At 55.6% G+C, this 26,583-nt stretch carries 24 protein-coding genes; 8 read left to right on the top strand and 16 right to left on the bottom strand.

The features are described from left to right. The first annotated feature begins 2 nt into the window (after positions 1-2). Positions 3-830, top strand: coding sequence for an alpha/beta hydrolase (locus AC2FJW_RS14715; protein WP_496750460.1), 828 nt, complete (start codon positions 3-5; stop codon positions 828-830). 300 nt (positions 831-1,130) lie between these two features. Here the strand turns inward: AC2FJW_RS14715 and AC2FJW_RS14710 are convergent, their stop codons facing one another. The 4 genes from AC2FJW_RS14710 to AC2FJW_RS14695 all read right to left on the bottom strand — a co-directional run bounded on the left by AC2FJW_RS14710 (position 1,131) and on the right by AC2FJW_RS14695 (position 5,249). Then, a complete protein-coding gene (locus tag AC2FJW_RS14710) occupies positions 1,131-1,910 on the bottom strand; it encodes an IclR family transcriptional regulator (protein ID WP_496697447.1) in 780 nt (259 codons plus the stop codon). Positions 1,911-1,921: 11 nt separating this feature from the next. Further along, complete coding sequence (locus AC2FJW_RS14705; protein WP_496689852.1) at positions 1,922-3,280, bottom strand: TRAP transporter large permease; 1,359 nt, start codon at positions 3,278-3,280, stop codon at positions 1,922-1,924. Continuing rightward, entirely contained in the window at positions 3,280-3,945 is a 666-nt protein-coding gene (locus AC2FJW_RS14700; protein ID WP_142638249.1) for a TRAP transporter small permease, read from the bottom strand. Before AC2FJW_RS14700 ends, AC2FJW_RS14705 begins: the two co-directional genes overlap by 1 nt. Before the next feature lie 65 nt (positions 3,946-4,010). Further along, the gene (locus AC2FJW_RS14695) at positions 4,011-5,249 is read right to left on the bottom strand and encodes a TRAP transporter substrate-binding protein (RefSeq protein WP_142638251.1); all 1,239 of its coding nucleotides are present in this window, start codon (positions 5,247-5,249) and stop codon (positions 4,011-4,013) included. Positions 5,250-5,358: 109 nt separating this feature from the next. Here AC2FJW_RS14695 and AC2FJW_RS14690 point away from each other — a divergent pair, with 109 nt between their 5' ends. Beyond that, positions 5,359-6,954, top strand: a complete 1,596-nt coding sequence (locus AC2FJW_RS14690) for a GMC family oxidoreductase (protein ID WP_496697453.1) — start codon at positions 5,359-5,361, stop codon at positions 6,952-6,954. 635 nt (positions 6,955-7,589) lie between these two features. On the opposite strand, the gene AC2FJW_RS14685 is transcribed toward AC2FJW_RS14690, so the two are convergent. Then, positions 7,590-8,513, bottom strand: coding sequence for a LysR family transcriptional regulator (locus AC2FJW_RS14685; RefSeq protein ID WP_496698153.1), 924 nt, complete (start codon positions 8,511-8,513; stop codon positions 7,590-7,592). Between the two features lie 101 nt (positions 8,514-8,614). On the opposite strand from AC2FJW_RS14685, the gene AC2FJW_RS14680 reads away from it, so the two are divergent. The 3 genes from AC2FJW_RS14680 to AC2FJW_RS14670 all read left to right on the top strand — a co-directional run bounded on the left by AC2FJW_RS14680 (position 8,615) and on the right by AC2FJW_RS14670 (position 11,572). After that, on the top strand, positions 8,615-9,601 hold the full coding sequence (locus AC2FJW_RS14680; RefSeq protein ID WP_496698155.1) for a sterol desaturase family protein: 987 nt from the start codon (positions 8,615-8,617) through the stop codon (positions 9,599-9,601). Positions 9,602-9,611: 10 nt separating this feature from the next. After that, positions 9,612-10,382: a 3-methyl-2-oxobutanoate hydroxymethyltransferase gene (locus tag AC2FJW_RS14675; protein WP_496750457.1), complete on the top strand. Its 771-nt coding sequence runs from the start codon at positions 9,612-9,614 to the stop codon at positions 10,380-10,382. Positions 10,383-10,801: 419 nt separating this feature from the next. Continuing rightward, positions 10,802-11,572 carry a lysophospholipid acyltransferase family protein gene (locus AC2FJW_RS14670; RefSeq protein ID WP_496697457.1) on the top strand — a complete coding sequence of 257 codons (771 nt, stop codon included), beginning with the start codon at positions 10,802-10,804 and terminating at the stop codon, positions 11,570-11,572. A 328-nt stretch (positions 11,573-11,900) separates the two neighbouring features. On the opposite strand, the gene AC2FJW_RS14665 is transcribed toward AC2FJW_RS14670, so the two are convergent. After that, complete coding sequence (locus AC2FJW_RS14665; protein WP_496697459.1) at positions 11,901-12,269, bottom strand: hypothetical protein; 369 nt, start codon at positions 12,267-12,269, stop codon at positions 11,901-11,903. A 621-nt stretch (positions 12,270-12,890) separates the two neighbouring features. Between AC2FJW_RS14665 and AC2FJW_RS14660 the strand changes: the two genes are divergently transcribed. Together AC2FJW_RS14660 and AC2FJW_RS14655 are read left to right on the top strand one after the other, a co-directional pair. After that, positions 12,891-13,487, top strand: coding sequence for a TetR/AcrR family transcriptional regulator (locus AC2FJW_RS14660; protein ID WP_496697461.1), 597 nt, complete (start codon positions 12,891-12,893; stop codon positions 13,485-13,487). A 122-nt stretch (positions 13,488-13,609) separates the two neighbouring features. Then, entirely contained in the window at positions 13,610-14,716 is a 1,107-nt protein-coding gene (locus tag AC2FJW_RS14655) for an alkene reductase (RefSeq protein WP_496750455.1), read from the top strand. A 471-nt stretch (positions 14,717-15,187) separates the two neighbouring features. On the opposite strand, the gene AC2FJW_RS14650 is transcribed toward AC2FJW_RS14655, so the two are convergent. From AC2FJW_RS14650 to AC2FJW_RS14620, 7 genes are all read right to left on the bottom strand, one after another. Beyond that, positions 15,188-16,699 (bottom strand): mannitol dehydrogenase family protein, encoded by a 1,512-nt coding sequence (locus AC2FJW_RS14650; protein WP_496750454.1) that lies wholly within the window; start codon positions 16,697-16,699, stop codon positions 15,188-15,190. Further along, complete coding sequence (locus tag AC2FJW_RS14645) at positions 16,699-17,472, bottom strand: L-iditol 2-dehydrogenase (RefSeq protein WP_496694124.1); 774 nt, start codon at positions 17,470-17,472, stop codon at positions 16,699-16,701. The genes AC2FJW_RS14650 and AC2FJW_RS14645 overlap by 1 nt, the downstream gene beginning before the upstream one ends. After that, positions 17,469-18,473, bottom strand: coding sequence for an ABC transporter ATP-binding protein (locus AC2FJW_RS14640; protein ID WP_142639543.1), 1,005 nt, complete (start codon positions 18,471-18,473; stop codon positions 17,469-17,471). The genes AC2FJW_RS14645 and AC2FJW_RS14640 overlap by 4 nt, the downstream gene beginning before the upstream one ends. Before the next feature lie 12 nt (positions 18,474-18,485). Then, complete coding sequence (locus AC2FJW_RS14635) at positions 18,486-19,316, bottom strand: carbohydrate ABC transporter permease (protein WP_142639541.1); 831 nt, start codon at positions 19,314-19,316, stop codon at positions 18,486-18,488. 12 nt (positions 19,317-19,328) lie between these two features. Next, on the bottom strand, positions 19,329-20,195 hold the full coding sequence (locus AC2FJW_RS14630) for a carbohydrate ABC transporter permease (protein WP_142639539.1): 867 nt from the start codon (positions 20,193-20,195) through the stop codon (positions 19,329-19,331). A gap of 107 nt (positions 20,196-20,302) precedes the next feature. Then, a complete protein-coding gene (locus tag AC2FJW_RS14625; protein WP_271951885.1) occupies positions 20,303-21,604 on the bottom strand; it encodes an ABC transporter substrate-binding protein in 1,302 nt (433 codons plus the stop codon). A gap of 92 nt (positions 21,605-21,696) precedes the next feature. After that, positions 21,697-22,722 (bottom strand): LacI family DNA-binding transcriptional regulator, encoded by a 1,026-nt coding sequence (locus AC2FJW_RS14620; protein WP_271951883.1) that lies wholly within the window; start codon positions 22,720-22,722, stop codon positions 21,697-21,699. A 113-nt stretch (positions 22,723-22,835) separates the two neighbouring features. On the opposite strand from AC2FJW_RS14620, the gene xylB reads away from it, so the two are divergent. Beyond that, positions 22,836-24,272 (top strand): xylulokinase, encoded by a 1,437-nt coding sequence (gene xylB / locus AC2FJW_RS14615; protein ID WP_496750452.1) that lies wholly within the window; start codon positions 22,836-22,838, stop codon positions 24,270-24,272. 8 nt (positions 24,273-24,280) lie between these two features. On the opposite strand, the gene AC2FJW_RS14610 is transcribed toward xylB, so the two are convergent. From AC2FJW_RS14610 to AC2FJW_RS14600, 3 genes are all read right to left on the bottom strand, one after another. After that, a complete protein-coding gene (locus tag AC2FJW_RS14610) occupies positions 24,281-24,799 on the bottom strand; it encodes a GNAT family N-acetyltransferase (RefSeq protein WP_496697472.1) in 519 nt (172 codons plus the stop codon). Beyond that, positions 24,796-25,350, bottom strand: a complete 555-nt coding sequence (locus AC2FJW_RS14605; RefSeq protein WP_496750450.1) for a helix-turn-helix domain-containing protein — start codon at positions 25,348-25,350, stop codon at positions 24,796-24,798. The genes AC2FJW_RS14610 and AC2FJW_RS14605 overlap by 4 nt, the downstream gene beginning before the upstream one ends. Positions 25,351-25,462: 112 nt before the next feature. Further along, a complete protein-coding gene (locus AC2FJW_RS14600; protein WP_496750449.1) occupies positions 25,463-26,479 on the bottom strand; it encodes a Fe(3+) ABC transporter substrate-binding protein in 1,017 nt (338 codons plus the stop codon). Positions 26,480-26,583: the final 104 nt, after the last annotated feature.

Below are 26,583 nucleotides of genomic sequence, written 5' to 3'. Positions count from 1 at the left end.
CGATGCTGTATCGTGGTTTCACTCAGACAGAGCTGGAGCAGGAGTATTCTCCCAGTTCGATGGTTGGCGGCGATCTGACACCCTATCTTGAGAGCTACGCCGCGCTGAGTGCGCAGAACCGCGCCCGGATGGAATGCCGGGAAAACCTGCCCTTCGGCGAAACATCTGAACAGGTGCTCGACTTCTTTCCTGCGTCGACGGCCAACGCTCCGCTGCATGTCTTTATTCACGGAGGTTACTGGCAGGCGCTCAGTCAGCGTGAGTCGGCGATGATGGCCCCTACACTGGTGGAAAACGGGCAAGCCTTTGCAACGCTGAACTATATGCTCGCACCTGAGGCCCGACTGGATCAGATGATCAAAGAGTGCCGCGATGCCCTGCTTTGGCTGGGATCACAGGCGACGGCCCTTGGGTTCGATCCGGCGCAGATCACCTTGTCGGGGCACAGCGCCGGGGCACATCTGGCAGCCATGATGATGGCGACTTCAGCCGATGCGCTAGCCCGCGCCGGCTTGCGAGTACGAGAGGTGATTCTGATCAGCGGCGTCTATGATCTTGAACCGATCAGCCTGACGCCGGTGAATGACCCGCTGCAACTGACCCCGGTCGAAATACACGATCTCTCACCCATTCTGCACCTGCCCGCCCCCGGTCCGCGTTACCATGTAACCGTCGCCGAGCGCGACACACCCGAATTCATTCGTCAAAGCCGGGACTATGCGGAATTGCTGCGTAAAGGCGGGCATTCTGTCAGTTTTGATCTGCAGAAAGGGATGCAGCATTTCGACATCATCATGCACGCAAGCACGTTCCTGCCGGCTCCTCGGTAATCATAGGTGTTGGGCGAAAGAATATTCTGACCTTTGCGTCATGCACTGAGCAAGTCGCCATATCCCTGCATTTGTGGCGGTACACGCAAGTGTCCGATTTGCGCCCAGAGTGACAGATGCTGTACTAGCTAGGAATGGCAGCGGTGCGCTAATGTCGACTCTGCAAAGTTGAACGAACGGAGTACACGGAACTTTTATCGCGCTCTCATCCATTCTGGTGCAGAATTCTCCAAACCGGTCGATGATCGAATTCGCAGCTGGTGAAAAAAATCACGCTTTGACTGTCATCTGAAGCATTAGTCACTCGCTCAAAAGAGCCGAAAGCTGCTTCGCTCCCTTCTGAAGTATGCCCAGAAACGACATCAGACTGTTGACGTCATGACGTTGTGTCGGCGCGTGAACCGAAAGCGTGCCTACCAATCGGCCTTGTCCATCCTGAACGGGTACTGCTAGGGCAGTCATTCCGGTCATGAACTCCTCGTCATCGGTGGAATAACTATTCTCGGAGATACGTTGGATCTCCGATCGCAATGCCTTGGGATCGGTCAGCGAGCGTTCGGTTTGTGGTTGTAGATGTCCTGCCGAAAGAAACCCATCCAGCTTTCCTTGCCGTAGTGTGGACAGGTACATCTTGCCGCTGGCCGTGCAATGGAAAGGCACCTGTGTCCCGACCGGCAGTTGAATTCGCAGGGGCCACTTCGTTTCCACCCGGTCGAGATAGATCATGCCCTCGCGGTCTGGAATGGCGAGATTACATGTCTCGCCAACAGTTTCAGCCACACTGCGCAAGATCGCCAGTCGCGCAGTGCGCAAATGCTCGGACGACATGGTGTTGACCGATAGCAGTCGCAGCCGGTGTCCCGGGCCATACGATCTGCCATCGAGATCCCGCTGCAGAAACCCTTCGGCTTCTGCGGTTTGCAGCAGACGGTGAATTGTTGGCTTGGCCAGACCTAATGCCTCAATCAGATCCGATGGTTTTACGGAAACGCCACGCCGCGCCACCTCCTCGAGGATCAGCAGGAGGCGGAGGTTGGTCGGTATTTGAGTTTCTTTTTCTTGTGTTTCCGTCTCGGCCATCCTGCAACAGTCTAGCTATTTGGCAGCAGTATCAAGGCCAGATCGGGCACAAGCGACACTAAAATCCAAACCGAAAGAAGCGCCACCAGATAGGGTACCGTATACCGAAGCAACCGGAAATAGGGTACTCCTGTTACTCCTGAAGCCACATAGAGGTTCAGCCCATAAGGTGGTGTGATGAATCCAATGGACGCCCCCACAAGGAAGATCACCGAGAAATGGATTGGATCAATCCCAACCGAGGCCGCGATTGGCGCAAGAATTGGAGCGAGAATTATGGTTACAGGTAGGCTTTCCAGAACCATACCCGAGAAGAAGACAATCACCATCGACGTGAATAGAACCGCATAGTACCCACCCATCGAGGTTACAAAATCTCCAATGGTTTGTTGCGCGCCGAGCAATGACAAGATCTGTTGCATCACAACTGATATCGCGATCAGCGGCGCAAGGATGCCGGTGATCTGGGCCGAGCGGATGACGATCGAGGGGATCTCGGGGATCGTAAAGCCTTCGACCACGAACATTTCGGCGTAACTCTTCTCGGTTGGCGATATGTCGTTTCTGGCCCCCATAATCCGGTTGATCGGATAGCTGACCAAACCAGCGATCACACAGAAGCCAACCGTCACGCCCGCGGCTTCTGTCGGTGAAAATTTGCCTGTGTAGATGCCCCACAGCACCAGCCCAATGGCGAAAAATCCAAGCCAGGCGCCAAATGCCGTTTTCAGTACCCGGTTGAGCTGCAAAGGGATCAGATGGCCCCACCCGTTCATGCGGCAAATGATCCAGCACGCGAATTGCATACCAAAGACCATGAGCGCGCCCGGAAGAATGCCCGCCACGAACAACTCGGAAATAGGAAGGTTCATCAAGAAGCCATAGACGATGAAGATAATGGAAGGCGGGATAATGATCCCTACAGTACCCCCTGCCGCAGCGGTCGCCGCGCTGAACCGTTCGTCATAGCCACCTTTGACCATCTCGGGGTGCAGCATCGAACCAATTGTGGCTGTCGTCGCCGAGTTTGATCCCGAAATCGCCGCGAATAACCCGCAGGCACCAAGCGATGCCATCGCCAACCCACCACGTATCCAGCCCAGACAGGCATAGGCGAAATCGCTGAGCCTTCGGGCAATACCAGACTTGTTGATCAGGTCTCCGGTCAGGATAAAGAGCGGCATCGCGAGCAGGGCAAAGCCTTTGTTGAACACGTTCAACAGTTCGGCCCCCATATTGTCCAGCGTCAAGCCAAGGACGAATGAGCAGCCGATCACCCAATAGCCGATGACCAAAAACACCGGCACGCCCAGCATGAACAGAAAGGTAACCCCAAGTGAGATCAGTGTAACCAAAGTTCCGTCTGTCATCAGTCTGCTCCGATCACGGCCTGCTTGATCAGCGGCTCACCTGTTTTCCAGTTTTGCAGATCGTCGGCGAGGTTCTGAAACACACGCCCGATCATCAAAAAGAACGAAAGAGGCGCGGCCAGCAAAAACCACCACTGCATGATATTGTCCGTGCCGAGAACGATCTGAAAATTTGACGCCGATAACGCAACCAGTCGCGTGGTCGTCACGATGACGATCACGGCAAAGATGAACCACAGCACCGCATCAAGGATCAAACAGGCCAACTGCCCGCCTCGGGGCATTGCGGTGCGGAACTCATTGAAACTCAGATGCGTCCGCAGGCGAACATTGTACGTGGCCCCGAACCACGCCATCACCATAAACAACAAGGGAGGGATAGTGGTGGACCACGGTTCTTGATCGTTGAACACGAATCGGTCGATCACGCCCCAGAAAATGATCAACGCAATGGCGAGGTAAGAATATACCATCACCGACCGCTCCAGATGGCGTTCGATAAACGGCACTGTCCGATAGATCAGCATGATCACGAATCCGCCCATGGCTGAAACAACCGCGCCCAACACCCATGCGGCGTCCGATTCCAGCGCTGATTGAATCTCGAACGAATCCTGGCTGAGAAAGGCACTGAAGATCGCGCCTGTGTCTGCCCAAAACGACATGTACCCCGTCCTCCCAGTCGGTGTGTATTAGAACCGGCCCGCTTGGGGCCGGTTCGTCTTTTGTATCAGGCTTCGCCTTTCCACCAACGGCGCGGTTCTACGTTTTCCGGCAGGGTGTCTGCCGGAATCTCACGCGCGATGTCGTAGATTTCCTGATAGGTATCGATGCCGCCGGCCCATTTGTTCAAACGCTCACGCCACTGCGCCCAGGGTTCGGGGTTGTAGTTCGGGGCGCACATCTCTTCGGCCAGTTTGATCTGATCATCTGGCAGGAATGCCGGACGTACTCCATTTTCGGCGAAGATAGTATCAGGCAGCTGCGGTTCCGAGAAACCGACGGTGTTCAGCAAAGCCGCTTCATTGGCACCTTGAATCAAAGCCTGCGTAAAGTAGGAAGACTCCATCACAGCATCCTGAAGCTCCCCGCCCAGACTGTCGAACACTTTGGCTGACATTGAGGTATGTTCAGTGCCGCAGAAGAATTTCAGGTTGACTGACTGCGACACCACTGGAGCCATGTTGGCATATGCGACGGCCGATGCCCACGTTTCAGCCCCGTCGATCAGACCAGTCTTCAACGCATCCAGAGTTTCTTCCCATGCAACCGGTACCGGATTCAGGTTCAACAGCTGCATCGCAATGCGTCCCAGCTGTGTACCCGTCACACGGTTCTTTGTGCCGAACAGCTCTTCCAGTTTGGTGACGGTCGGCTTGTCGGCAAAGGTCGAACCCATTTGCAGGCCGCGCAATTCACAGTGGGTAAACAGGAACTTCAGGCCGTGCCGTTTCTCAAGCGGATCACGCAGAATGCGCTGGCTCGCCGGGCTGTAGAAGAAGTGATACTGCGCTGCCCGGCTGGGGAACATGTAAGCATAGTCCAGCACGTTGAGATACGGCGCGCCTCCAGCCGAGTTCTGGGTCGAGGCCGCGTAAATATCAACAATGCCCTGCTGAGTTTTTTCAACGCAGCTCAGCTGCCCGCAGATCTGGTTGTCGCCAATGAACTCGATCCGAATTTCACCGTCCGTGCGCTCTTCCAGATCGCGTGCAAACTCGATCGCGCCGGCGCGTTCGATCAGCAGATTGCGGGTGTTAAAGCCCGATGCGCCGAATTTAAGCGTGTGCTTTGGCTCTTTCGAGAAGCGCTTTTCATAGGTTGATTCGGCTGCCTGCGCCAGATTCGCCAGGCTCATCGCGCCACCGAACCCACCTGCCGCCAGCAGTGTCGAACTCATGCCATAGCGCCCGGCCACACGAAAAAAATCTCGCCGGGAAATGCCACTTAGTTTCTTACCGATCTCCATTGCCTACCTCCCTGATCGCAATTAATGAGACGTTTTGTATCAAAAAAGGCTAGTATATTTCTCGCATCTTGCATAGAGTTTTTTTCAGTCGCGTCGGGAGGAGACAGTTATGGAAGTCGATTATGCGGTAGTCGGAGCAGGATCTTCGGGCTGTGTCATTGCCAACCGTTTGAGTGCTGATCCCAATACGACCGTCGCATTGCTGGAGGCTGGCGGTCGCGACACCAACCCGTGGATTCACATTCCGGTCGGATATTTCAAAACAATGCACAACCCGTCGGTTGACTGGTGCTATCGCACTGAACCCGATCCGGGGCTTAATGGACGATCCATAGACTGGCCACGAGGCAAGGTGCTGGGCGGCTCATCCTCGCTGAACGGGCTGCTTTATGTCCGCGGCCAGAAAGAAGACTACGATCGCTGGCGGCAAATGGGCAATGAGGGATGGGGGTGGGACGATGTCTTGCCCCTGTTTAAACGCTGCGAAGATCAAGAACGCGGTGAAGATGAGTTTCACGGCATTGGCGGGCCTTTGTCTGTTTCGAACATGCGCATTCAACGCCCCATCTGCGACGCCTGGGTTGCCGCGGCACAGGCCGCAGGCTACCCGTTCAACCCCGACTACAACGGTGCTGAACAAGAGGGCGTGGGGTATTTCCAACTGACCACCCGCAACGGTCGTCGCTGCAGCGCGGCTGTGGCTTATCTCAAACCCATTCGAAGTCGTCAGAATCTGAACATCATCACCAACGCATTTGTGACGCGCTTGGTTTTGGACGGGAAAAAGGCGACCGGGCTGGTTTACCGGGACAGGTCAGGGGTCGAGCAAACTCTGAAGGTTCGACGCGAGATTATCCTGTCTGGTGGCGCGATCAATTCGCCCCAGATCCTGATGTTGTCGGGGATTGGAGACCCGGACCACCTCAAAGAAAACGGAATCGAACCGCTTCACGCCCTGTCTGGCGTTGGTAAGGGCTTGCAGGATCATTTACAGGCGCGCCTGGTGTTCAAGTGCAATGAACCAACACTGAATGATGAAGTCCGCAGCCTCTTCAATCAGGCGCGCATCGCTCTGAAATATGCACTGTTCCGTGCCGGGCCTATGACAATGGCGGCCAGCCTTGCCACCGGCTTTATGAAAACGCGCCCGGATGTAGAGACACCCGATATACAGTTTCATGTCCAACCCTGGTCCGCTGACAGCCCGGGCGAGGGCGTACACCCGTTCTCGGCCTTTACAATGTCGGTCTGCCAGCTGCGCCCGGAAAGCAGGGGGGAGTTGCGCTTGAACGGCCCCGATCCGTCCAAACATGTCAAGATCATACCGAACTACTTGTCCACAGAAACAGATTGCAGAACCATCGTCGATGGCGTGAATATCGCGCGGCGAATTGCCAAGAAAAACCCTTTGGCCTCGAAGATTTCGGAAGAGTTTCGACCAACAGCAGATCTGAATTGCAACGACTATGACGCTACGCTGGATTGGGCCAGGTCGAATTCGACCTCAATCTACCACCCAACCGGCACCTGTGCGATGGGAAGCTCTGAGGCATCTGTTGTCGATCCTAAACTAAGGGTTCACGGACTAGAAAATCTGCGCGTGGCCGATTGTTCAATCATGCCCGAAATCGTCAGTGGCAACACCAACGCACCGGCAATAATGATCGGGGAAAAGGCGAGCGATTTGATAATCGCGGATGCCTGACAGGCCCTCCATCTTGCCTGTGTGCGATGCAGAATGCCCAAAACACTCGCAACCGATGGATCGGTGTGCCAGTCGCGCAAGCTCAAGCTGTTCTGTTGATTATGTCTGATCGCAACTCGCACTTTGCCAACTCTTGTCTCATGACTGACCGTGATCTGGGAGGGCGACTCTTGGTCAACGATCTGTGCTGCATCCAGCTCAGATTTTGACGTCAAACCAATCTCGCGAAACATGCATAAGCGGTCGCGGACACTACTTGCTTTTCCAATAGTTCAAATCGGAACGTCCACTTTCCTATTTTTGGCGTACAAGTACTTCACTTGCAGAGAGAGATATAAACAGCACTGGGTCGCGAGCCTGAATGCTTGGCTACTGACACTGCGTCGGTGAACGCTATTGGCCGCTAAATCCGCGTCACCGCCATCTGCGTGCAACTCAGAGAATGTCCGGTTTACGTAGTTCGCGACCTGCTGCATGAGCGAAAGACAGAGGTGTGATCAAGGTCTGTTAAGGGCTCAGAGCGGCCATCTGACAACTTCTGTCAGCCATCAAAGGCCTCCCAGCGCGCCAGAGGTCGGCAGTGCGGGACATAGCACCATTTCGCTGCATGCGCCCCAATGGCCGCTTATCTCGGACTAGCTCGAAATAACACATCGAGTTGGCCCAGATGCAGTGAAGTGATCGCGGCAGGCTTGCGCGAATTCTTTAACGATCCGCCTTGGGCGCGCGCGGTCGTAACCGAGGGCCAGCGTCAATGGTGGCAAGGTATCTGAAATCGGACGGGCGACGACGGGCGAGCCTCCGTAGGTTTCGGATGTCAGCGGCAGCATGTTCAGGATGGCGCACCCCCTGCCTGCGGCGACAAGGCAGCGTACCATTTCGGTCGAGTTCGCATAGGCCGAGACGGGCGCTTGCCGTGTTCCAGATTGAAACAGACCTTCGTAATAGGAGGCGGCCACGGGACGGTTCAGCACGATCAAGGGTTCCTTTGCAATCTGAGCCATCGTGACTGCATCCTGGCCTGCCAATGGATGGGACTCTGGCAGCAAGCAATACGGGGGTGCCGCAATCAAAGTGTCAAATTCGATGGAAGGCCGAACACCTTCAGCCACAAACAAAATGGCATCATATCTCCCCTTGAGCAGCCCATCCTGTGCCTCATCATTGTTACATTCTTCCAGCTCAAGGGTGATATCAGCTCGGTTTGGCAAGAGCGCATCAAAAACTTGCGGGAGGAACGCGGGCGCGATGGGAGCATAGTAACCAATCTTCAACGTTCCGCTTTGCGACTGTTTCAGCTCCGTTCCTTCAATCAGAAGAGACCGATAGTCCTCCAATAGGTGTTCGCATTTTCGCGCCACATCTCGCCCAGCCGCATTCGCCTGGATTCCTCGCGCGCGCTGGCGGATCACAAGGGTCAGATCGAATTCCGCTTCGACCTGATCAATCGCGCTGGAAACTGCGGAGGCCGCGATGTTCAGCTCCGCCGCCGCTTTTACGATGCTCCCATGACGCAGGGCAGTCGTGAAATACTCCATTGCTTTAAGGGTCAGTGGCATTTCTATCTCTGAATTTGTGATAATGATGATCTTTTAATACTATTTTTCCGTCGAAACAAATCGTGCAAAAATATACGTGCTGTTAATATCGGAGGCGACTGATGTCTGACGCACCACTCAAAGGCTGGAACCACACGCCAAACGTGCCGCTTCAAGTGTCACCCTTTTTCAGTTGGCCGCAGCGCCCAATGGCGATGGTGAAGTGGTTCTGGAACTCTTGGTTCTTCATCACCGAACGATTGATCGTGGTCGCGATCGCCTGCATATCGTTCTATTGGTTTCAGCCACCGTTAGAAGAAACGCAAACGCTTGCCTTCGGGTGGGTTGCACAGATGTTCATCCGCAATGTTGCGTTGATGACTCTCGTGGCCGGAGGATTGCATCTTTATTTCTACACCTTCACCAAACAGGGGCAGAAGCTGAAGTACGACCCGCGCCCCCTGATGAAAAATGGGCGGCAGTTCACGCTAGGCGGGCAAATCCGCGACAACATGTTCTGGACCATCGCCAGTGGCGTGACAATTTGGACATTCTATGAGGTGCTGATGTTTTGGGCGATGGCCAATGGCTATGCCCCTATGCTGACATGGGCCGCGCACCCGATCTGGTTCATTGCCCTGTTCCTGCTGATACCGGTCTGGGAAAGCTTTTATTTCTACTGGATTCACCGGTTTCTGCACATCCCGTTCTTGTACAAGCACGTGCACGCGTTGCACCACCGTAACATCAACGTCGGCCCATGGTCAGGCATGGCGATGCATCCCGTCGAACACCTGATTTTCCTTGGGTCAGTGTTGATCCATTTTGTGGTTGCCGCACACCCGCTCCACATCCTGTTTCACCTGCAATACTACGCGCTGACGGCTGCGACAACACATACGGGCTTTGAAGGCATGCTGGTAAAGGACAAGAACCGCCTGAAGTTGGGGACGTTCCATCACCAGATGCACCACCGTTATTTTGAATGTAACTACGGATCGCTCGAACTGCCGTGGGACAAGTGGTTTGGCTCGTTCCATGATGGCACTGTCGAATCTGACGCGAAAATCCGCGAACGCCGCAAGAAATTTACAAACGGGGCCAAATGATACGGGTGGCATGACGGTTAAGGACCTACTGGACGCTAAAGGCAAACGCACAATTGCATATGTGCAAGTTGCCCGTGAGGAAGAAGCGATTGCGGCGGCGCAGGCAAGCATGGACATGATTGGCACAGCCTTTGTGTCAGAGCGGTCCCAATTCGCCAAAGCTGTGCCTGAAACGCATTTCCAATTTGGCCTGCCATGGGGCAAACATGCAGATGCGACAGAGGCTTTGCGCGATGCTATGGACGCAATGATGGCAGGTGCGCAGTCGGTCTATTGCGGCTACAGCCCGCGGATAGTCGAGGCACTTGTTCGCGAAGGTATTCCCGTCATTTGCCACGTCGGACTTGTGCCACCCAAAGCCACATGGACAGGCGGCTTAAAAGCTGTCGGCAAGACACTGGAACAAGCCAAGATGATCTGGACGCAAGTTCAGGAGTTCGAGAACGCCGGTGCGTTCGCCGTAGAAATGGAGATCGTGGCCGCAGGTCTTGCAACCGAGATCACCAAACGCACATCAATGCTCACGATGTCGCTGGGTTCGGGCGGTGGATGTGATGTGCAATATCTGTTCTCGGCTGATCTGTTGGGCGAAAACCGTGGCCATATTCCGCGCCATGCCAAAACCTACCGTAACTTCGCCGCGGAGAGGGACAGGCTGCAAGATGAACGTGTCGCCGCCTACCGTGAATATATCGCAGACGTCACGAACGGAGGGTTTCCTAACGCCAACCAAATCGTGAACATTGACGATGAGACACTCGCGAAAGTCTTGGAGACGTAAACTCGAATGCTTCAAAGCGGCCATTCATTTGCCGCGCATCATTTTGAAGTTTGGGCTCGCAGCCGACATTCGGTCATTTCACTCAGACAATTGACGGGAACCAAGGGGTCAAAGTCGGCAAAGTGCTGTAAGCAGCCTTGTGCACTCGCAGCTACCAGATCACTCGGCTTTGTTGGTAAGGGCTCTTACCGATATTTTATGCCAAGGCCGGTCAGTTGGAACTCAAGTCACACTGAAGCACCAAGATACATTCCCGTACGTCGTCTTTTCTCATTGATCTGGCATTGACTTCGACAGATAGAGAGGTGTGCGGTGGCTGTCTTCCTTCTCAAGTGGCGCGTGTCAAAGCGCTGCCGGAGGACCTCCGGTGGCCTTTTTTATGGCTTACGCACCTGCCACAGGCCCTATCAGAGGACGTCATGCCCCTTTCACCTGACGGTAAAGACCGCGCTACTCGCGCCATTGACCCATTGCCAATACGCCTTATCAAGCGCGCTATACTGGTTCTTATCGGCCTGTTTTATTTCCTCTTCGTGGCCTTTGCCCCTCTTCTTTGCGTTCGGCGCAGAGGGTTTCGGGGTTGGTATTGGCGCCTGGTGAAACGGTCATGTTCACGCCTGCTGTGGCTCCTCAGCATCCGCGTCGAGATGCGTCCTGAGGAAAAGAATGCCCTCGCCGCCGACACCAACAGCATCATCGTGGTCAACCACCGTAGCCATCTCGATGGCTTCAGTCTCATGCACGTGGTGCCCGACACCAAATGGTTCACTTTCGCGGCGAAGTCAGAGTTCTGGAACAGCAAACTCCTGCGCACAGGTTTTGATGGAGCGGGTCTCGTCCCTATCAACCGGGACTCCGGCTCAACGGCCATGGATACGCTGATAAAGGCTGTCAAGGAAATGCCCGCCCGCTGTTCCATCGTGCTATTCCCAGAAGGCACCCGAGCCAAAACAGAATCGCTAGGGGACTTTAAAGCGGGTGCAGTCTTAGTCGCCCGAGAAACCGGTCGCACGATCACCCCTATTGTCATCCACGACAGCGATAGTCTACTTCCACGCGGCAAACATTTACCGCGCAGCGGGACGATCCGTGTGGAGGCATTGCCAACATTCGCGTGCGATCCTACCGCTAGTGTGGATGAGGATCTGTCGCGATTGCGCAGGCAGATGATGGCTGTGTTTGAGCGGTGAAGTCTGTTTGACAGAAATATGCAGAAACCGAGTTTGTTGAGTTTCGGCTACTCGTAGCGGCAGATACCAGATTTGCGGAACAGTTTTACTTGTCGGTGGGGTTTCTCCAACGGGTATCGATATGCGAAGGCCTAGTTAGTACCCGTATTTCAGTATGCTCTTAGCCGGTCTTATCTATGGTTGGACTGCTTGGTATTGTCACTGAACCCTCAGAAGAGAATGGACATTTGAGTGCCCTGAACTCGCTATTCATGCCGGAGGTAGAAAAAGCAGGGGAGACACGAATTTGCCAGATGCTGTACGACGTATGAGTGACCAAAAGCTAACACTAAGCCGCCATCAGACCACCAGCTTCGCCTGCGATATCGACTATGCAGTCATCGCCGGTCTGAATGCGATTTGCCGGACTTTCCCCTCGGAGTTCTGATTTGGGTGAGGTTAACCAGAATGCGCATTGCCACGGCGTCATTTCTCGTGGCAGGGCTTTCAACACTTTTTCCATCAAAGGAAGCGGGGTTCCATCCTCAGCAAACTGGAAAGATGGATAGGCGTTGGCCCCTTTGTAAGGCAAAGAAAGTACCTTCCCGGTTCTTGTCCAGATATCGGCTATCCGCGTGATCTGCCTGGAGCCCTTTTGCCATTGTGCGTGCACGCCGGCATCGTCCAACAACGGATACTCAAGCGCAAAATCATCCATCCGGATGTCATTGACTGCGCTACAATGTCCCTCGAAACTATGCAAATACATCTACTTACTCACCGAACTCACTAACAACTCATGAAACGATACTGACAAGAAATCGTTCTAGCCAAAGTTAAGAAGTTCACATTGGGCGAATTAAACTTCAGCTAACCTCGTTTTTTTAACCTAGCGCGCTGAAATTATTGTTGGTTTGCTTACAACGGCCCGCCGTACTGATGCTAATAAAACCAGTTCTGAATTCGAGGCTTTGTTACTCATTGGGGTGGTAATCCTCACAAGCTGAGGGCATTGGCCATGGATCTACCGAACCAATCTCTGGTTTGTGAGTGATCAACATCTACGTATTGGACAAAGCCGCCAGTCACTCTGTCCAGTGTTGGAAACGAGTACCGAGGGTGAACTTTCTTTTCTACGATCACGATCCTCTTCGTCTGACACTCCCGCAAAAAGACAAACAGTCCTGATCCTAAGATTAGCGTGACACCAAACACGGCGGGGAGGTTTTGCATTTCCACGGACCTAAATTCCTTTCTCTGGTCACAATACGGACTGACCATTCCAAAAATTCCCTACCGCCACCTTGAAATTCTGGATCAATCATTCCACATCTTGCTCATGAGCAAAGAAACTCTCGCAGTTGGCGACATCAAATCACCCGCAGGCCCGGGTAGGCCTCGCGCCTTTGACGAAGCTGAGGCTTTGGAAAAAGCCTTGTGCGTATTCTGGCACAAGGGCTACGAGACCGCATCTGTGGATGATCTGACCAAGGCCATGGGTTTGAGCCGGTCCAGCTTCTATGGAACGTTCGTCAACAAGCAGACTTTGTTTCACAAAGCCCTCAGGCACTATTCAAGGCGTGGTTTGAAAAATCTGCGTGACGTTGCAGATGCAGGCGGAAATGACCCCGTTGGTGCGATAATGGAAGCTTTGGCGAACCCGCAAGGCGGTCGTGACGGCTGCATGCTGATCAATTGCCTAACGGAACTTGCCCCGCATGACAATGAAGTGGCGGCTCTCGGGCGACAGCATTTGGAGAGTATTGACGAGATTATTGCAAGAACGCTTGAGCCTTCGGATCCGGGACAGGTACTCGACAAGGCACGCGCCTTTGCCTCCCTTGCAATTGGCACGCTAGCCTTGCGCAAGGCGGGTGTTCCCGCGGATCAGATATCACAAACCCTGAAACAAGCCCGGTTGGTGATTTCGCCATAAGGCCTCCCCTAAAAATAAGGGCATGAAACGTAACACAAACTCAAACAAGAGACAGTGACCCTAATATTGGACTAATTGGTCCAATAATATCTGAACGAAGTTTACCAAAGAAGGAAGCAGCAATGGCTGATAAAAAACTGTTCTCCGGCATCAAAGCTGGTGCAATCGAGCTGAAAAACCGCGTTGTCATGGCACCACTGACCCGCAACCGGGCAAGAGCCGAAGATGACAGCGTCCATGAATTGCAGACCAAGTACTACGTGCAACGGGCGGGTGCTGGATTGATCATCACGGAAGCTTCGCAAATCTCGCCCCAAGGCAAAGGCTATGCCTGGACGCCTGGCATTTATTCCGAAGCACAGATCGACGGCTGGAGAAAAGTGACTGAGGCCGTCCATGCTGAGGGCGGCAAGATCGTGATCCAGCTTTGGCATGTGGGCCGGATTTCGCATACCAGCTTACAGCCGGATGGCGGTGCCCCTGTTGCGCCATCTGCGATCGGCGCAAAGGCCAAGACCTTTGATGGTGAGCAGTTCGTCGAAACATCCGAGCCGCGGGCTCTGGCTGTCGAAGAAATTGCTGGCATCGTTGCCGACTACCGGAGGGCCGCAGAAAACGCCAAGGAGGCCGGTTTCGACGGTGTCGAGGTCCATGCAGCCAACGGATACCTTATCGATCAGTTCCTGAGGGACGAGTCCAACAAGCGTGAAGACGAATACGGCGGTCCTGTCGAGAACAGAGCACGGTTTCTGAAAGAGGTCATGGACGCAGTTGTTGACGTGTGGGGCGCCGACCGTGTTGGTGTCCGCCTAAGCCCGTTCTCGGACGCCAACAACATCTCCGACAGCGACCCGCAGGCGACATTCACTCATGCGGTCAAATTGCTGAATGGCTATGGGCTGGCCTATCTCCATCTTGTGGAGGGACAGACCGGCGGCCCCCGCGATATTCCGGAAGGTGGCGATCTGAAGATGCTCTATGATCTGTTTGACGGTGCGAAAATGGGCAACAACGCTTATGACCGAGACATGGCGATTGAAGCGGTTGAAACCGGAGCCGTCGATCTGGTGGCCTTTGGCCGGCCGTTTATTTCCAACCCTGATCTTGTCAACCGGTTGGAGAAAGGCGCCGCTCTGAATGAGCTCGATCCAACCACGCTCTACGGCGGCAATGAAAAAGGGTACACCGACTACCCGGTACTGGAAGAGAAAGCTGTTGCCGCAGAGTGATACATCGCTCTTAACTCCGTAGTGACAAGCAATACCAAGCAAAGTGAGCGCGTCGGTTTGGACGCGCTCACTTGGCAATTACGGAAATATCCATTCTCCAAGCGAGGATCTATCACAAGCCCTCGAAAGAACTGCTTCCCTATGATCAGGGTCGAATATTTCCAATAAGAATTTACTCTTGATTGAGAAACGCCCGGCTTTAGTTGAAGAAGATGTTTGGTGACTACCATCAATTGAGCGCGTTTCTCGAACCGCGCAATGTTATGGGCAAATCGTGCAAATTTATGCGCAAAAGTCTTCAATTTTTGTGAGTAAAATCAATGGCGGCGATGCAGCGTTATGAGAGCACCTACAATTTTTATGGGTGCGTGCCAATTTGCTGTGTCAGAACCCCTGCGCCGCGTTTGCACGTGATACGTCACGGAACTGCGCGGTTTTGGCCCGCGACTGATCTCCATGTGTTTTGACCGGTTATTCTGACGCGGAGGTCTGCGCGACGTAGTCTGCTATCGCAGCGCGGCTGCCATGTCTCCAGATCTTGGTCAGCCAAAAAGAAAAGGCCTGACCAAAGCGGGTATCACGGCCAATCTCGCCGTAATACTGATCCTGCTCGATCCACAGTTTCGGATCATTTCTGGACGCCAGCGCGATGTGCTGAAGAGCGTCCCAATGGGGGTCGTTTGGCGCAATTTCAGACCCATCCTCGCGCCTGCCTGCACACATCCGGCACCAGAATGCCTCGGCCAGGGCCAGCCCGCTGGGGGCAGGGTCCGAGGCAACCGCGTCACGCAGCGAAGGCAGCAAGAAACCGGGATGCCGTGAGGATCCGTCAAACGCGACGCGGCGCGTGGTGTCATGGATGGCGGTGTTTGCAAATCGCTTTTCGACCAGATCAAGATATTCACTTGGTTTAGCGCCGGGGACAGCAGCGACATGCGGGAGGATTTCTTCTGCCTGAACTTTAGCGAAAAACGCCAGGATATCAGAGTCCTGCATGCATCGTGAAATCGTCGGGACGTTCAGGATTTCTCCGACATTCGCAAGCAGCTGATGACCGCCGTTCAAAATACGCAGTTTCATCGTCTCATAGCTATGAACATCGTGGGTCAGTGTGACACCGACTTGTTCGAGCGGCGGACGCCCTGCGCAAAAATTGTCCTCGATCACCCATTGGCGAAAGTTTTCATGTGAGACAGGGACGCGGTCATCGATTCCAAGTCCGTGGCATTGCGAAACAACCTGCTCTGTCGTAGCGGGTACAATGCAATCCACCATCGAATTGGGAAATGCGCCATATTGGTCGATCCATGTGGCTAGATTCGGGTCAGACATACGCGCCAAACCAACAATGCAGTTTCGCAGGATCACCCCGTTGCCCTGAAGGTTGTCGCAGCTGAGTGTGGTAAAGGGTTTCAAACCCTCCTTCTTGCGCTGCCGAAGAGCTGCAACAATGGCGCCAAACGCGGTTCGCGGCTGGTCTGGATGGGCGGCATCGTATCGAATGTCTTCGTGATCGGCGTTGAACGCGCCGGTATTGGCGTCCAGAAAATAGCCGCCCTCGGTCACTGTAAGCGACACAATCCGGATGGACGGATCGGCCATCTGCCGGATCAGCGTCGCATTGCCCTCTTCGATTGGCAGGTAGTCGATCATGGCTCCGACAATTTCGGCGGATATTCCCTTTGGGTCCAGCTCGATCAGTGTTGTCAGACAGTCCTGCGCCAGCAACCTCTCTCGCATTTCGGCATCATAGCTGCGGACACCGGCCCCGATGATCGCCCAGTCCAGTGCTTGGCCCTGTTGCATCAACTGGTGGATATACCAGGCCTGATGCGCGCGGTGAAAATTGCCCAGCCCGATATGGACGATGCCGGGTTTCAGGTCTGTGGGCAGGTAATTCGGTGTCCTGACAGCCTCAGGCAAGTTTGCAAGGTTGTCGCGCCGTAGCCGTATCGCGGGATTTGCGTTCGTCAGTGGGGTCATCAGCTCATCCAGTTCCCGCCGTCGACATTATAGGTTTGCGCGACGATATACTGCGCCTCGTCTGAGGCCAGAAACACGGCCATTCCGGTCAGGTCCTCGGCACGGCCCATCCGACCGTGCGGCACCGCTGCGGCTACTTCGCGTTTCTTCTGCCCGGGCTCTTTGCCCTCATGCTTTGCAAAAAAGGCGTCCACACCATCCCAGTGTTCGCCATCGACAACCCCCGGAGCAATGGCATTTACGTTGATGCCGTGTTGGATCAGGTTCAGCCCTGCAGATTGGGTAAGCGAAATGATAGCGGCTTTGCTTGCGCAATAGACGGCGACCAGAGGCTCGCCCCGTCGTCCGGCTTGCGATGCCATGTTGATGATCCGGCCTTTGGTCCCGTGTTCGATCATGTGGCGCGCGACGGCCTGCATCGTGAACAAGGCGCCCGAGACATTGATGTCAAAGACGCGGTTATAGTCGGTGCGCTCGATTTCGATGATGGGTGCTGCGGTAAAGATGGCAGCGTTATTGATCAGAATGTCGATGGGACCGAAATGTGAAGCCGTCTTTGCCACCGCGGCATCGATGCTCTGCTGGTTGGTCACATCCATCTCGATAGCCAAAGCGGCCTCACCGATTTCGGCGGCCGCGGCTTGCACGCGCGCGCCGTCAATGTCGGCCAACGCGACACGGGCCCCTTCGGCAACATAGGCTTTGGCAAAGGCCAGTCCGATGCCACGCGCGGCCCCGGTAATCAGGGCGGTTTTACCGACCAGACGTGTCATTCGATCCGCAGGCCCTTTGCGTCAAACCGATGGATCACATCCGCGCGTGGCGTCAGATAGATACGGTCGCCGTGGTTGAAGCCAACTTCACCCCCCGCTCGTACGGTGATCGTGTCCGCAAGGCCGGTTTCGTGAATGTGGAAGAACGTGTCCGAGCCCAGATGTTCGGAAACCCCAACCACCCCGGACCAGGTGCCGGAGCTGTCGGATACTTCCAGATGCTCGGGGCGGACCCCGATCGTATGGGCGTCATGTTTCGCGGCTTCTTCGCCCGCGATGAAGTTCATTTTGGGTGAGCCGATAAAGCCCGCGACAAACAAGTTTCGCGGAGTCTTATACAGCTCGAGCGGGCTGCCCACCTGTTCGATCACACCGGCCTGCAGCACGACGATCTTGTCGGCCATCGTCATCGCCTCGACCTGGTCGTGGGTCACATAGATCATCGTGGTTGCAAGACGCTTATGCAGCTCGCTGATTTCGAGCCGCATTCCAACGCGCAAGGCGGCGTCGAGGTTCGAGAGTGGCTCGTCAAACAGAAACGCCGCAGGCTCACGTACGATGGCGCGGCCAATGGCAACGCGCTGGCGTTGACCGCCGGACAGTTGGCCCGGTCTGCGATCCAGGTAATCGGTCAGGTTCAGAACATCAGCAGCGCCTTCTACGCGGCGGTCAATCTCGGCCTGGTCCAGCTTGGCCATGCGTAGCGGGAACGCGATGTTCTTGCGCACCGTCATATGCGGGTACAGCGCGTAGGACTGGAACACCATCGCCAGACCGCGCTTTGCGGGCGGCACATCGGTGGCATCCGCCCCGTCAATGTCGATATTGCCCGAGGTGATATCCTCCAGCCCGGCAATCAGCCGCAACAAGGTGGACTTGCCGCAGCCCGAGGGGCCGACGAAGACAGTGAACTCGCCATCTTGAATGGTCAGGTCCAGCGGCGGAATGACTTCAACGTCGCCAAATTTCTTGGTCACGGATTTGAGTTGAATGCGTCCCATGCGGAGTTTTCCTTATTTCACGGCGCCGAAGGTCAGGCCGCGGACAAGTTGTTTCTGGCTGAACCAGCCAAGGATCAGGATTGGTGCGATTGCCATGGTCGATGCCGCGCTGAGTTTGGCAAAGAACAGGCCCTCGGGGCTTGAATAGCTGGCGATGAAGGCCGTCAGCGGTGCCGCGTCAACCGCGGTCAGGTTGAGGGTCCAGAACGCCTCGTTCCAGGCGAGGATAAAGTTCAACAGGATGGTCGAGGCGATACCGGGCACCGCCATGGGCGTCAGCACATAGAGGATCTCCTCTTTCAGCGTTGCCCCGTCCATGCGGGCGGCTTCCAGGATCTCGCCGGGGATTTCGCGGAAATAGGTGTACAGCATCCAGACAATGATCGGCAGGTTGATCAGCATCAGAACCACAACCAGACCTGCGCGACTGTCCAAAAGCCCAAGCCGGATGAACAGCAGGTAGATCGGGTATAGAACACCGACCGCAGGCAGCATCTTGGTGGACAGCATCCACAGCAGGATGTCCTTGGTGCGTTTTGATGGTACAAAGGCCATCGCCCAGGCGGCGGGCACCGCGATGATCACGCCCAATATGGTCGAACCGCCCGCGATGATGACCGAATTCCACAGGAACCGCATGTAATCCGAGCGTTCCTGCACGATGGCATAGTTTTCCAGCGTCCAGTCAAAGTTCAGAAACAGCGGCGGGCTGGCGATGGCCTGTGCTTCGGTCTTGAAGCTGGTCAGGATGGTCCAGAGGATCGGGAAAAAGATCAGCAGCCCAACGGCCCATGCCAGGGCGGTGTTAAGCGACTTGCGACGGGGTGTAACTGAGCGGCTCATATCGTTACCTCCTCACGCGTCCAGGTTCTTGCCGACGATGCGCATCAGGAAGATCGCAACGATATTGGCAAGGATGATTGCATAGACACCTCCGGCTGATCCAAGGCCGACGTTCTGGCCCTCTAGCACGCGCTGGAAGATCAGGTAGGTGAGTGTACGGGTGCCGAAGGCGCCGCCGGTGGTCACGAAGATTTCGGCGAAGATCGACAGCAGGAAAATGGTCTGGATCAGGATCACGATGGTGATCGCGCGGCTTAGATGCGGCAGGATGATATGGTAAAAGCGCTTGAGCGGTGGCGCGCCGTCCATTTCCGCGGCTTCCAACTGTTCACTGTCCAGCGACTGGATCGCGGTCAGCAGGATCAGCGTCGCAAATGGCAGCCATTGCCACGATACGATCATGATGATTGACGTCATCGACGCCTCGGATAGCCAGGAAACTGGCTCAGCCCCGAAAAAGCGCCACAGATGGGCCAGCAACCCGTTGACCGGGTCCATGAACATGTTCTTCCAGACCAATGCGGAAACGGTCGGCATCACAAAGAACGGTGCGATCACTAGGATGCGGACAACGCCTTGGCCCCACATCGGCTGATCCAGCAGCATTGCCAGAAGGATGCCCAGAACAACCGTGATGGCAAGCACACCGCCGACGATCATCAGCGTGGCCTGAACCGCGGGCCAGAAGGAACTGGAGGAGACGAAACGGACGTAGTTGTCCAAGCCGACCCATCCCAGATCACCGCCGCGCAGGGGCAGGTATTTCTTGAAGGAAAAATACAGCGTCATCGTCAGAGGCACGAGCATCCAGCCAAGAAGCAGGATCACTGCAGGTGCCATCATCAGGCGTGCAACTGATCGGGAATGTTGAGTAGCCATGACGCAAAACCTCTCTGTTCAGGCATAGCTCAGCCTGCGAGAAAAACGCGAGTTGTGGAAGGGTGAAGCGGGGGACAGACGTCTGTCCACCCGCTGGGAAGGAGGCCTTAGTAGCCTGCGGCTTCCATTTCTTCGGCAGTGAAGGCTTGCGCTTTGGCAAGAGCTTCTTCTACCGTTTGCTGCCCGGCATAAACTGCCGAGAACTCCTGGCTCACCTGCGTGGCGATACCTGCGAATTCCGGGATCGCTGCAAACTGAATACCAACGTAAGGCACTGGCTTTACAGTCGGATTGTTCGGATCAGCCGACAGGATCGAGTCCAACGTCATCTTGGCGAACGGAACCGCCTGATAGTCCGGATTTTCGTACAGCGACGTACGTGCGCCCGGAGGCACGTTGGCCCAGCCTTCGTTTTCGGCTACGAGTTCGATGTAGTCTTTGGATGTTGCCCACTCAATGAACTGTTTGGCCGAGTCTGCTTGTTCCGTACCAGCCGGAATTGCCAGAGCCCACGCCCACAACCAATTCGAGCGCTTGCCAAGCCCCGTGTCGGGTGCAAGTGCAAAGCCGACGCTATCCGCGACTGTCGAGTCGGTCGGGTTGGTCACGAAAGAGGCCGCAACCGTTGCGTCGATCCACATGCCGCATTTGCCCTGCTGGAACAACGACAGGTTTTCGTTAAATCCGTTAGTGGCGTAACCTGCGGGGCCGGACTCGTTCATCATACCCACGTAGAAGTTCAACGTGTCAGCCCATTCAGGCTGATCGAACTGCGGCTTCCAATCTTCATCAAACCAGCGCGCACCAAAGGAATTGGACATCGCTGTGATGAAAGCACCGCCTTCGCCCCAACCGGCCTTGCCGCGCAGGCAAATACCGTTGATATCAGCGTCGCGATCGGTCATCGCAGCAGCCGCTTCGCGGATGAACTCCCAAGTCGGAGCGTCCGGCATTTCCATACCCGCTTTTTCCATCAGGTCAGTGCGATACATGATCATCGAGCTTTCGCCGTAGAACGGAGCCGCGTAGAGCGTTCCATCATGGCTAAGGCCGCCTGACATGGCGGGCAGGATGTCACCTACGTCGTATTCATCCGACAGCCCGTCCAGGGGTACCAGCCAGCCGTTCGCGCCCCAGATCGGCGTCTCGTACATGCCGATGGTCATGATGTCGAATTGGCCACCTTTGGTCGTGATATCCGTTGTCACGCGCTGGCGCAGCACGTTTTCTTCCAACGTAACCCACTCGACATCGATGCCGGTCGCTTCGGTGAATTTATCGGTATAGCCCTGCATCCGGATCATGTCGCCGTTGTTCACGGTCGCTATTGTTAAGGTATCCGCTTGGGCTGCTGCCGTGGCGACGAAAGTCATTGCTGTCGCCGCACGAAGTGCGTTCTTGAGATACATCCTTGTCCTCCCTGAGCTTGGATGTTGTTTGGACAGGGTAAGGGGAAAATTGTCGCGGCGTCAATAAAAACTTTACGCGCGTTAATTTTTGATCATGCGGAGTCTCTCAAAACAAGTCGTGCAGGAAACAGTGTTTCCGTCCTCTCGTTAAATTTCCCTCCATTTTCAATGAGTTCAAAGAGAGTTTCGACGCTGCGCCCCGCTACATTGTCGTAGTCATGGGCGGCCGTTGTCAAAGACGGGCAGGTAAACCTTGAGAAGGGATGGTCATCGTTTGAAGCGACCCGCAACGCGCAGTCTTTCTTGCGACCGACCCGAATCCCTTGTTCGTAACATGCCGAAAGAAACCCGATTGCCAGGCGGTCGTTGCTGCATAAAACCGAATCCGTTTTCAGCTCTTGCCGCTCCAGAACTCCGGCGGCTCCATGTTTGCCAATCTCTTCAAATGCCCAACCCTGGCCGTCGATACTAATGACATGTGGTTCAAAGCCGAGCTGTTCCATCACTTCAATATAGGCGTGGCGCCGCTTATTAGCATTGGGGTTCGCTGGCGTTCGCATCTCAAAAAATGACGGCGGTTCGCCGGTGCGGGTCATGTATTCGACGGTTTGTGAGACGAAACTGAAATTGTCCGACCCGATAAAGGCCGCGCCCAGGCCTTCGAGATTACTGTCAAACAGGACGGTCGGCACATTGGCGCAAAACTTCTCGATCGCTGACCGATCCGAGGTGCGCCCCAAGGGCGCCAGCAGCACTCCAGCAGGCTTCATGGATTTCAATCCGTCGAGAATTTCGATTTCCAGCTTGGGATCACCATGCGAGCTGAACAGCGACGGGCGATACCCCGCAGCAATACAGCTTTGTTCCAGATAGCGCGCGATTTCGGCAAAGAACGGATCGGCAAGATAGGGAACCACGATGCCGATATTCTTGGTCAGCTTTCGGTTCTGGTTCACCGCATAGATGTTGGGGCGATAGTCGAAGCGCTCAAGCGCCTCTTCGATGCGGAGCCGTGTTGTGGGTCGAACGCTGTCCGGATCCTGAAAATACTTCGATACGGTAGGCCGAGAGATGCCGCTGAGGGCCGCAAACTCTTCCATGTTCCTGATCTTCGTCATGCCAGTCTGTTCGTCCGCCTTGATCTTATCATAGTTTTACATATTCTTTGCGCGCGCAAAAAAATCAATAGCCTGGCCGGTGACACCAGAATTATACAGGGCAAGGGGTGTAAATGTATCTCGGGATCGACATCGGAACCTCAGCGGTCAAGCTGGTCTGCGCGGATGCGGGGCGAATTCTTGCGACCTCTTCCGTGGGGATCGGGACGTCGTCGCCACAGCCCGGCTGGTCCGAGCAGAACCCGGAGATTTGGTGGCAGGCGACGCGCGATGCGTTGGGCCTGCTTGCCGGCGAAATTTCCCTGTCGGATGTGAAAGCAGTCGGATTGTCGGGGCAGATGCACGGGGCCGTGCTGTTGGACCGCGACCAATGCCCCATCCGTCCGGCGATTCTGTGGAATGACAGCCGCGCGGTCCGCGAATGCGACGACATTCGCGCGGCACAGCCGCAGGTTGGTCACATCGCAGGCGTCCTGCCCTTGCCCGGCTTTACGGCGCCCAAGATTGCCTGGCTGAAACGGCATGAACCGCACAATTATGCCCGACTCTCCCATATCCTGCTGCCAAAGGATTATGTCGGCCTACGTCTGCATGGAGAACTGGCAACCGATACTTCCGATGCCGCAGGAACAATGTGGCTCGATCAGGCTTCACGCCACTGGCATACCGGAATGGCGGAAGCCACGGATGTCGCTGTTGACTGGCTGCCGCAGGTGTTCGACGGCCACAATGTCGTTGGCACGGTAACAACGCAGGCTGCAGTTGAGACCGGATTGAACTCCGGCGTGCCCGTCGTGGCCGGAGGTGGGGATGCGGCAACCGGTGCGGTGTCATTGGGCGCAACCGAACCTGGACGTGGGTTTATCTCGTTGGGGACATCTGGTCAGTTGTTTGTTGCGGATCGTAAATACAAGCCCAACCCCGAACGCTATGTCCATGCGTTTGCGCATACATTGCCCGACCGCTGGTATCAAATGGCGGCGATGCTGAACGGGGCAAGGCCCATTTCGTGGATTGGTGATCAGCTGGGGCTGTCCGCTGCCGAGGTTGTCGGGCTTGCTGAAACCGTCAGCGGTGATCGTGTGCCCATATTCCTGCCCTACCTGACAGGTGAGCGCAGCCCCCTGGGGGACCCGCATATCCGAGCCTGTTTCTTTGGCCTTGAGGACGCCACAACGCGTGCCGAGATCTGCCGCTCGGTGGTCGAGGCAATCGCCTTTTGTTTTGCTGATGCGGCACAGAGTTTTGGCGACACCATTGACAGTTTGCCAGAGCTTGCAGCGATTGGCGGGGGCAGTCGATCTGATCTGTTGCTGGGTCTGATTTCAGCTGTAACCGAGAAGCCCATAGTGCGATCAGTGGGGGCGGAATCCGGCCCGGCCTATGGCGCCGCCCGGCTGGCGGCCTGTGCTGACGGTGCGCTGACCATAGCTGATCTGGCCGAGCAACCTGCGACGACGGACAGGTTCGAGCCTGTAGAAATGCATGCGTTATTTGAACGCCTGGGGCGGTTTCGGCGGCTTTATACTGCCGTTAGCACCGTGGACTGATCGCCCTCTCAGCTAAGGTCTTTGAACATGAAGGTTGTTGGTTCCAGCCGATCATTTTCCGGGCTGCGGCAGTAGTTCGGAATCTCTCCGGCAATTTCAAACCCAAGGCTTTGATAGAGGAGGAGCGACGGGTCCGTGCTGCGCGTGTCCAGCACCAAAAGGGACCGCCCCAGTTCGCGTGCCCGCGCCTCAACCGCCGCCATAAGCGCCCGCCCAATGCCCCGCCGTCGCGCGCGGGGATGAACAAGCAGCTTGGACACGTCGGCGCGATGCGTTTGGTTGGGTATCGCGGCAGGCACCAGCTGTGCGGTGCCGACAATCCGTTCGCCATCACGATAGACGAATATCTCGGCCGCGCCGGACTGGATGTTTGGCCAGACATGGGACTGCCAATAGCGCAGCGCGTCACCCGACGGAAATGGCTGAATGAACCCGATACTCGCCCCGTCATGCACGCAGGCGTGCAGTATCTCTGTCAGATCGTTCAGGGCTTGGTTCAGATCATTGGCCGCCAGTCGTAAGATCATATCAGCACCATCAGGTACCGAGCACCTCGGTCGGCTTGGGTTTCGAACCGTGTCGGGCCAGACAGGTGATAGCGCAGGCAATCCCCGCTCGTCAGATGATGCGCGGTTCCATCCACGGTCAGGGTCAGGCCACCGTCCAGCATGATCAGGTGATGCTCCTGCCCGTGTTTTGGCGGCGTGTCATAGGTGATCACAACGCCTGGGGGCAGATGGCCTTCCATGACCTCTCCGCCAAGACCCACGGCCGGAGGGGAGACGGATCGGCGGGTAAAGCCGGTTTCGGGGTCGCGCCATTCGGGTTGGTTTTCGAAGGGAACGCGGGGGGCGAAACTGTCCTCGACCATCATCAATAGACGCGACATCGGCAGCCCATAGGCCGCACATAACCGGCCCAGAGTTTCCGCGGTGGGGCTGACATCCCCCTTTTCCAAGCGCGACAGAGAGGCCCGGCTGACACCGCTGTGTTCCGCCAACTGATCCAGCGACCATCTCCGCGTTTGGCGAAGTTGATTCAGGTGGTTTGCAAGGCGGTCGGATAGGATATCAGGCATAGCTCGTATATGGGAATCATTTTCGTATATGAGATTATTGACTGGAAAACATAACTTCACAATAGAAAAAGGGCGCAGAAAACTGCGCCCTTCTGCTCGATAGAATGAAAGATTACTTCCAGCCGGCCTCGTTAAAGATCTTCTGTGCCTCGGGGATGTTTTTGGCGACCTCGGACAGGTTGATCTCGTCGGCTTTGAACTCACCCAGCGCTGCCACGTTATCCGCAAGGGCGACGCCTTCGACCGCCGGGAATTCGTCATTGCCGTTCGAGAAATAGACCTGCGCCTGATCGCTGGCGAGGTATTCTAGGAACTTGATCGCGTTGTCCTTGTTCGGGGCATTTGCGGCCACGCCGGCACCGGACAGGTTCATGTGCGCGCCTTCGGCTTCTTGCGCCGGGAACTGGACGCCGATCATGTCAATCTCAGCGCTCAGGCCTTTGACGTCTTTACGCATTGCACGGGCAAAGTAGTAGGAGTTCGAAACGGCGATCTCGCATTCACCCGAAACAATGCCGCGCAGCTGGTCAGTGTCGCCGCCTTGCGGTTCGCGCGCCATGTTCGCGACCATGCCTTCGGCCCAGGTCTTGGCGGTTTCCGCGCCGTGGTTTGTGATGATCGAGGCCAGCAGGGTCTGGTTATAGGTGTTGCTGGACGACCGGATGCAGACCAAACCTTTGTATTCGGGCTTGGCCAGATCCAGATAAGACGCGGGCGGGTTGGTCACATCGACCTTGTCAAAGAAGATGATCCGTGCGCGCTGCGAAAAGCCATACCACTGGTTGTCTTCGTCTTGCAGGTTAGCGGGGATACGTTCTTCCAGAACTGCGCTTTCGACCGGCTGCAGGATACCCGCGTTCTTGGCACGCGCCAGACGCGAGGTATCAACGGTCAGCAAGATATCTGCGGGTGAGTTCGCGCCCTCGGCTTCCATCCGGGCAATCAGCTCGTCCGCTTTGCCTTCGATGCGGTTGATGGTTATACCGGTGGCCTCTTCGAAATCGGAATAGAGGCGTTCGTCAGTGTCGTAGTGGCGCGAAGAATAAAGGTTCAGTTCGCCCTCGGCAGCGGCAGAGGTCGCGATCAGGGCCGTCAGGGCGGCGGCAACGCAGGTAGAGGATTTCAGCATCATGTGTCCCAACATTGAAAATCGGCGCGGGTAATAACCCGACTGAAATGGTCAATTAAACGATTCTCAGAGGGATGCAAGAAATTCCGACAAAATTAGTTGGT

This window comes from Ruegeria sp. CDSA020 (assembly GCF_059612345.1).
The sequence above is the reverse complement of the archived record's forward strand: the minus strand, read 5'-3'. Positions and strand labels throughout refer to the sequence as shown.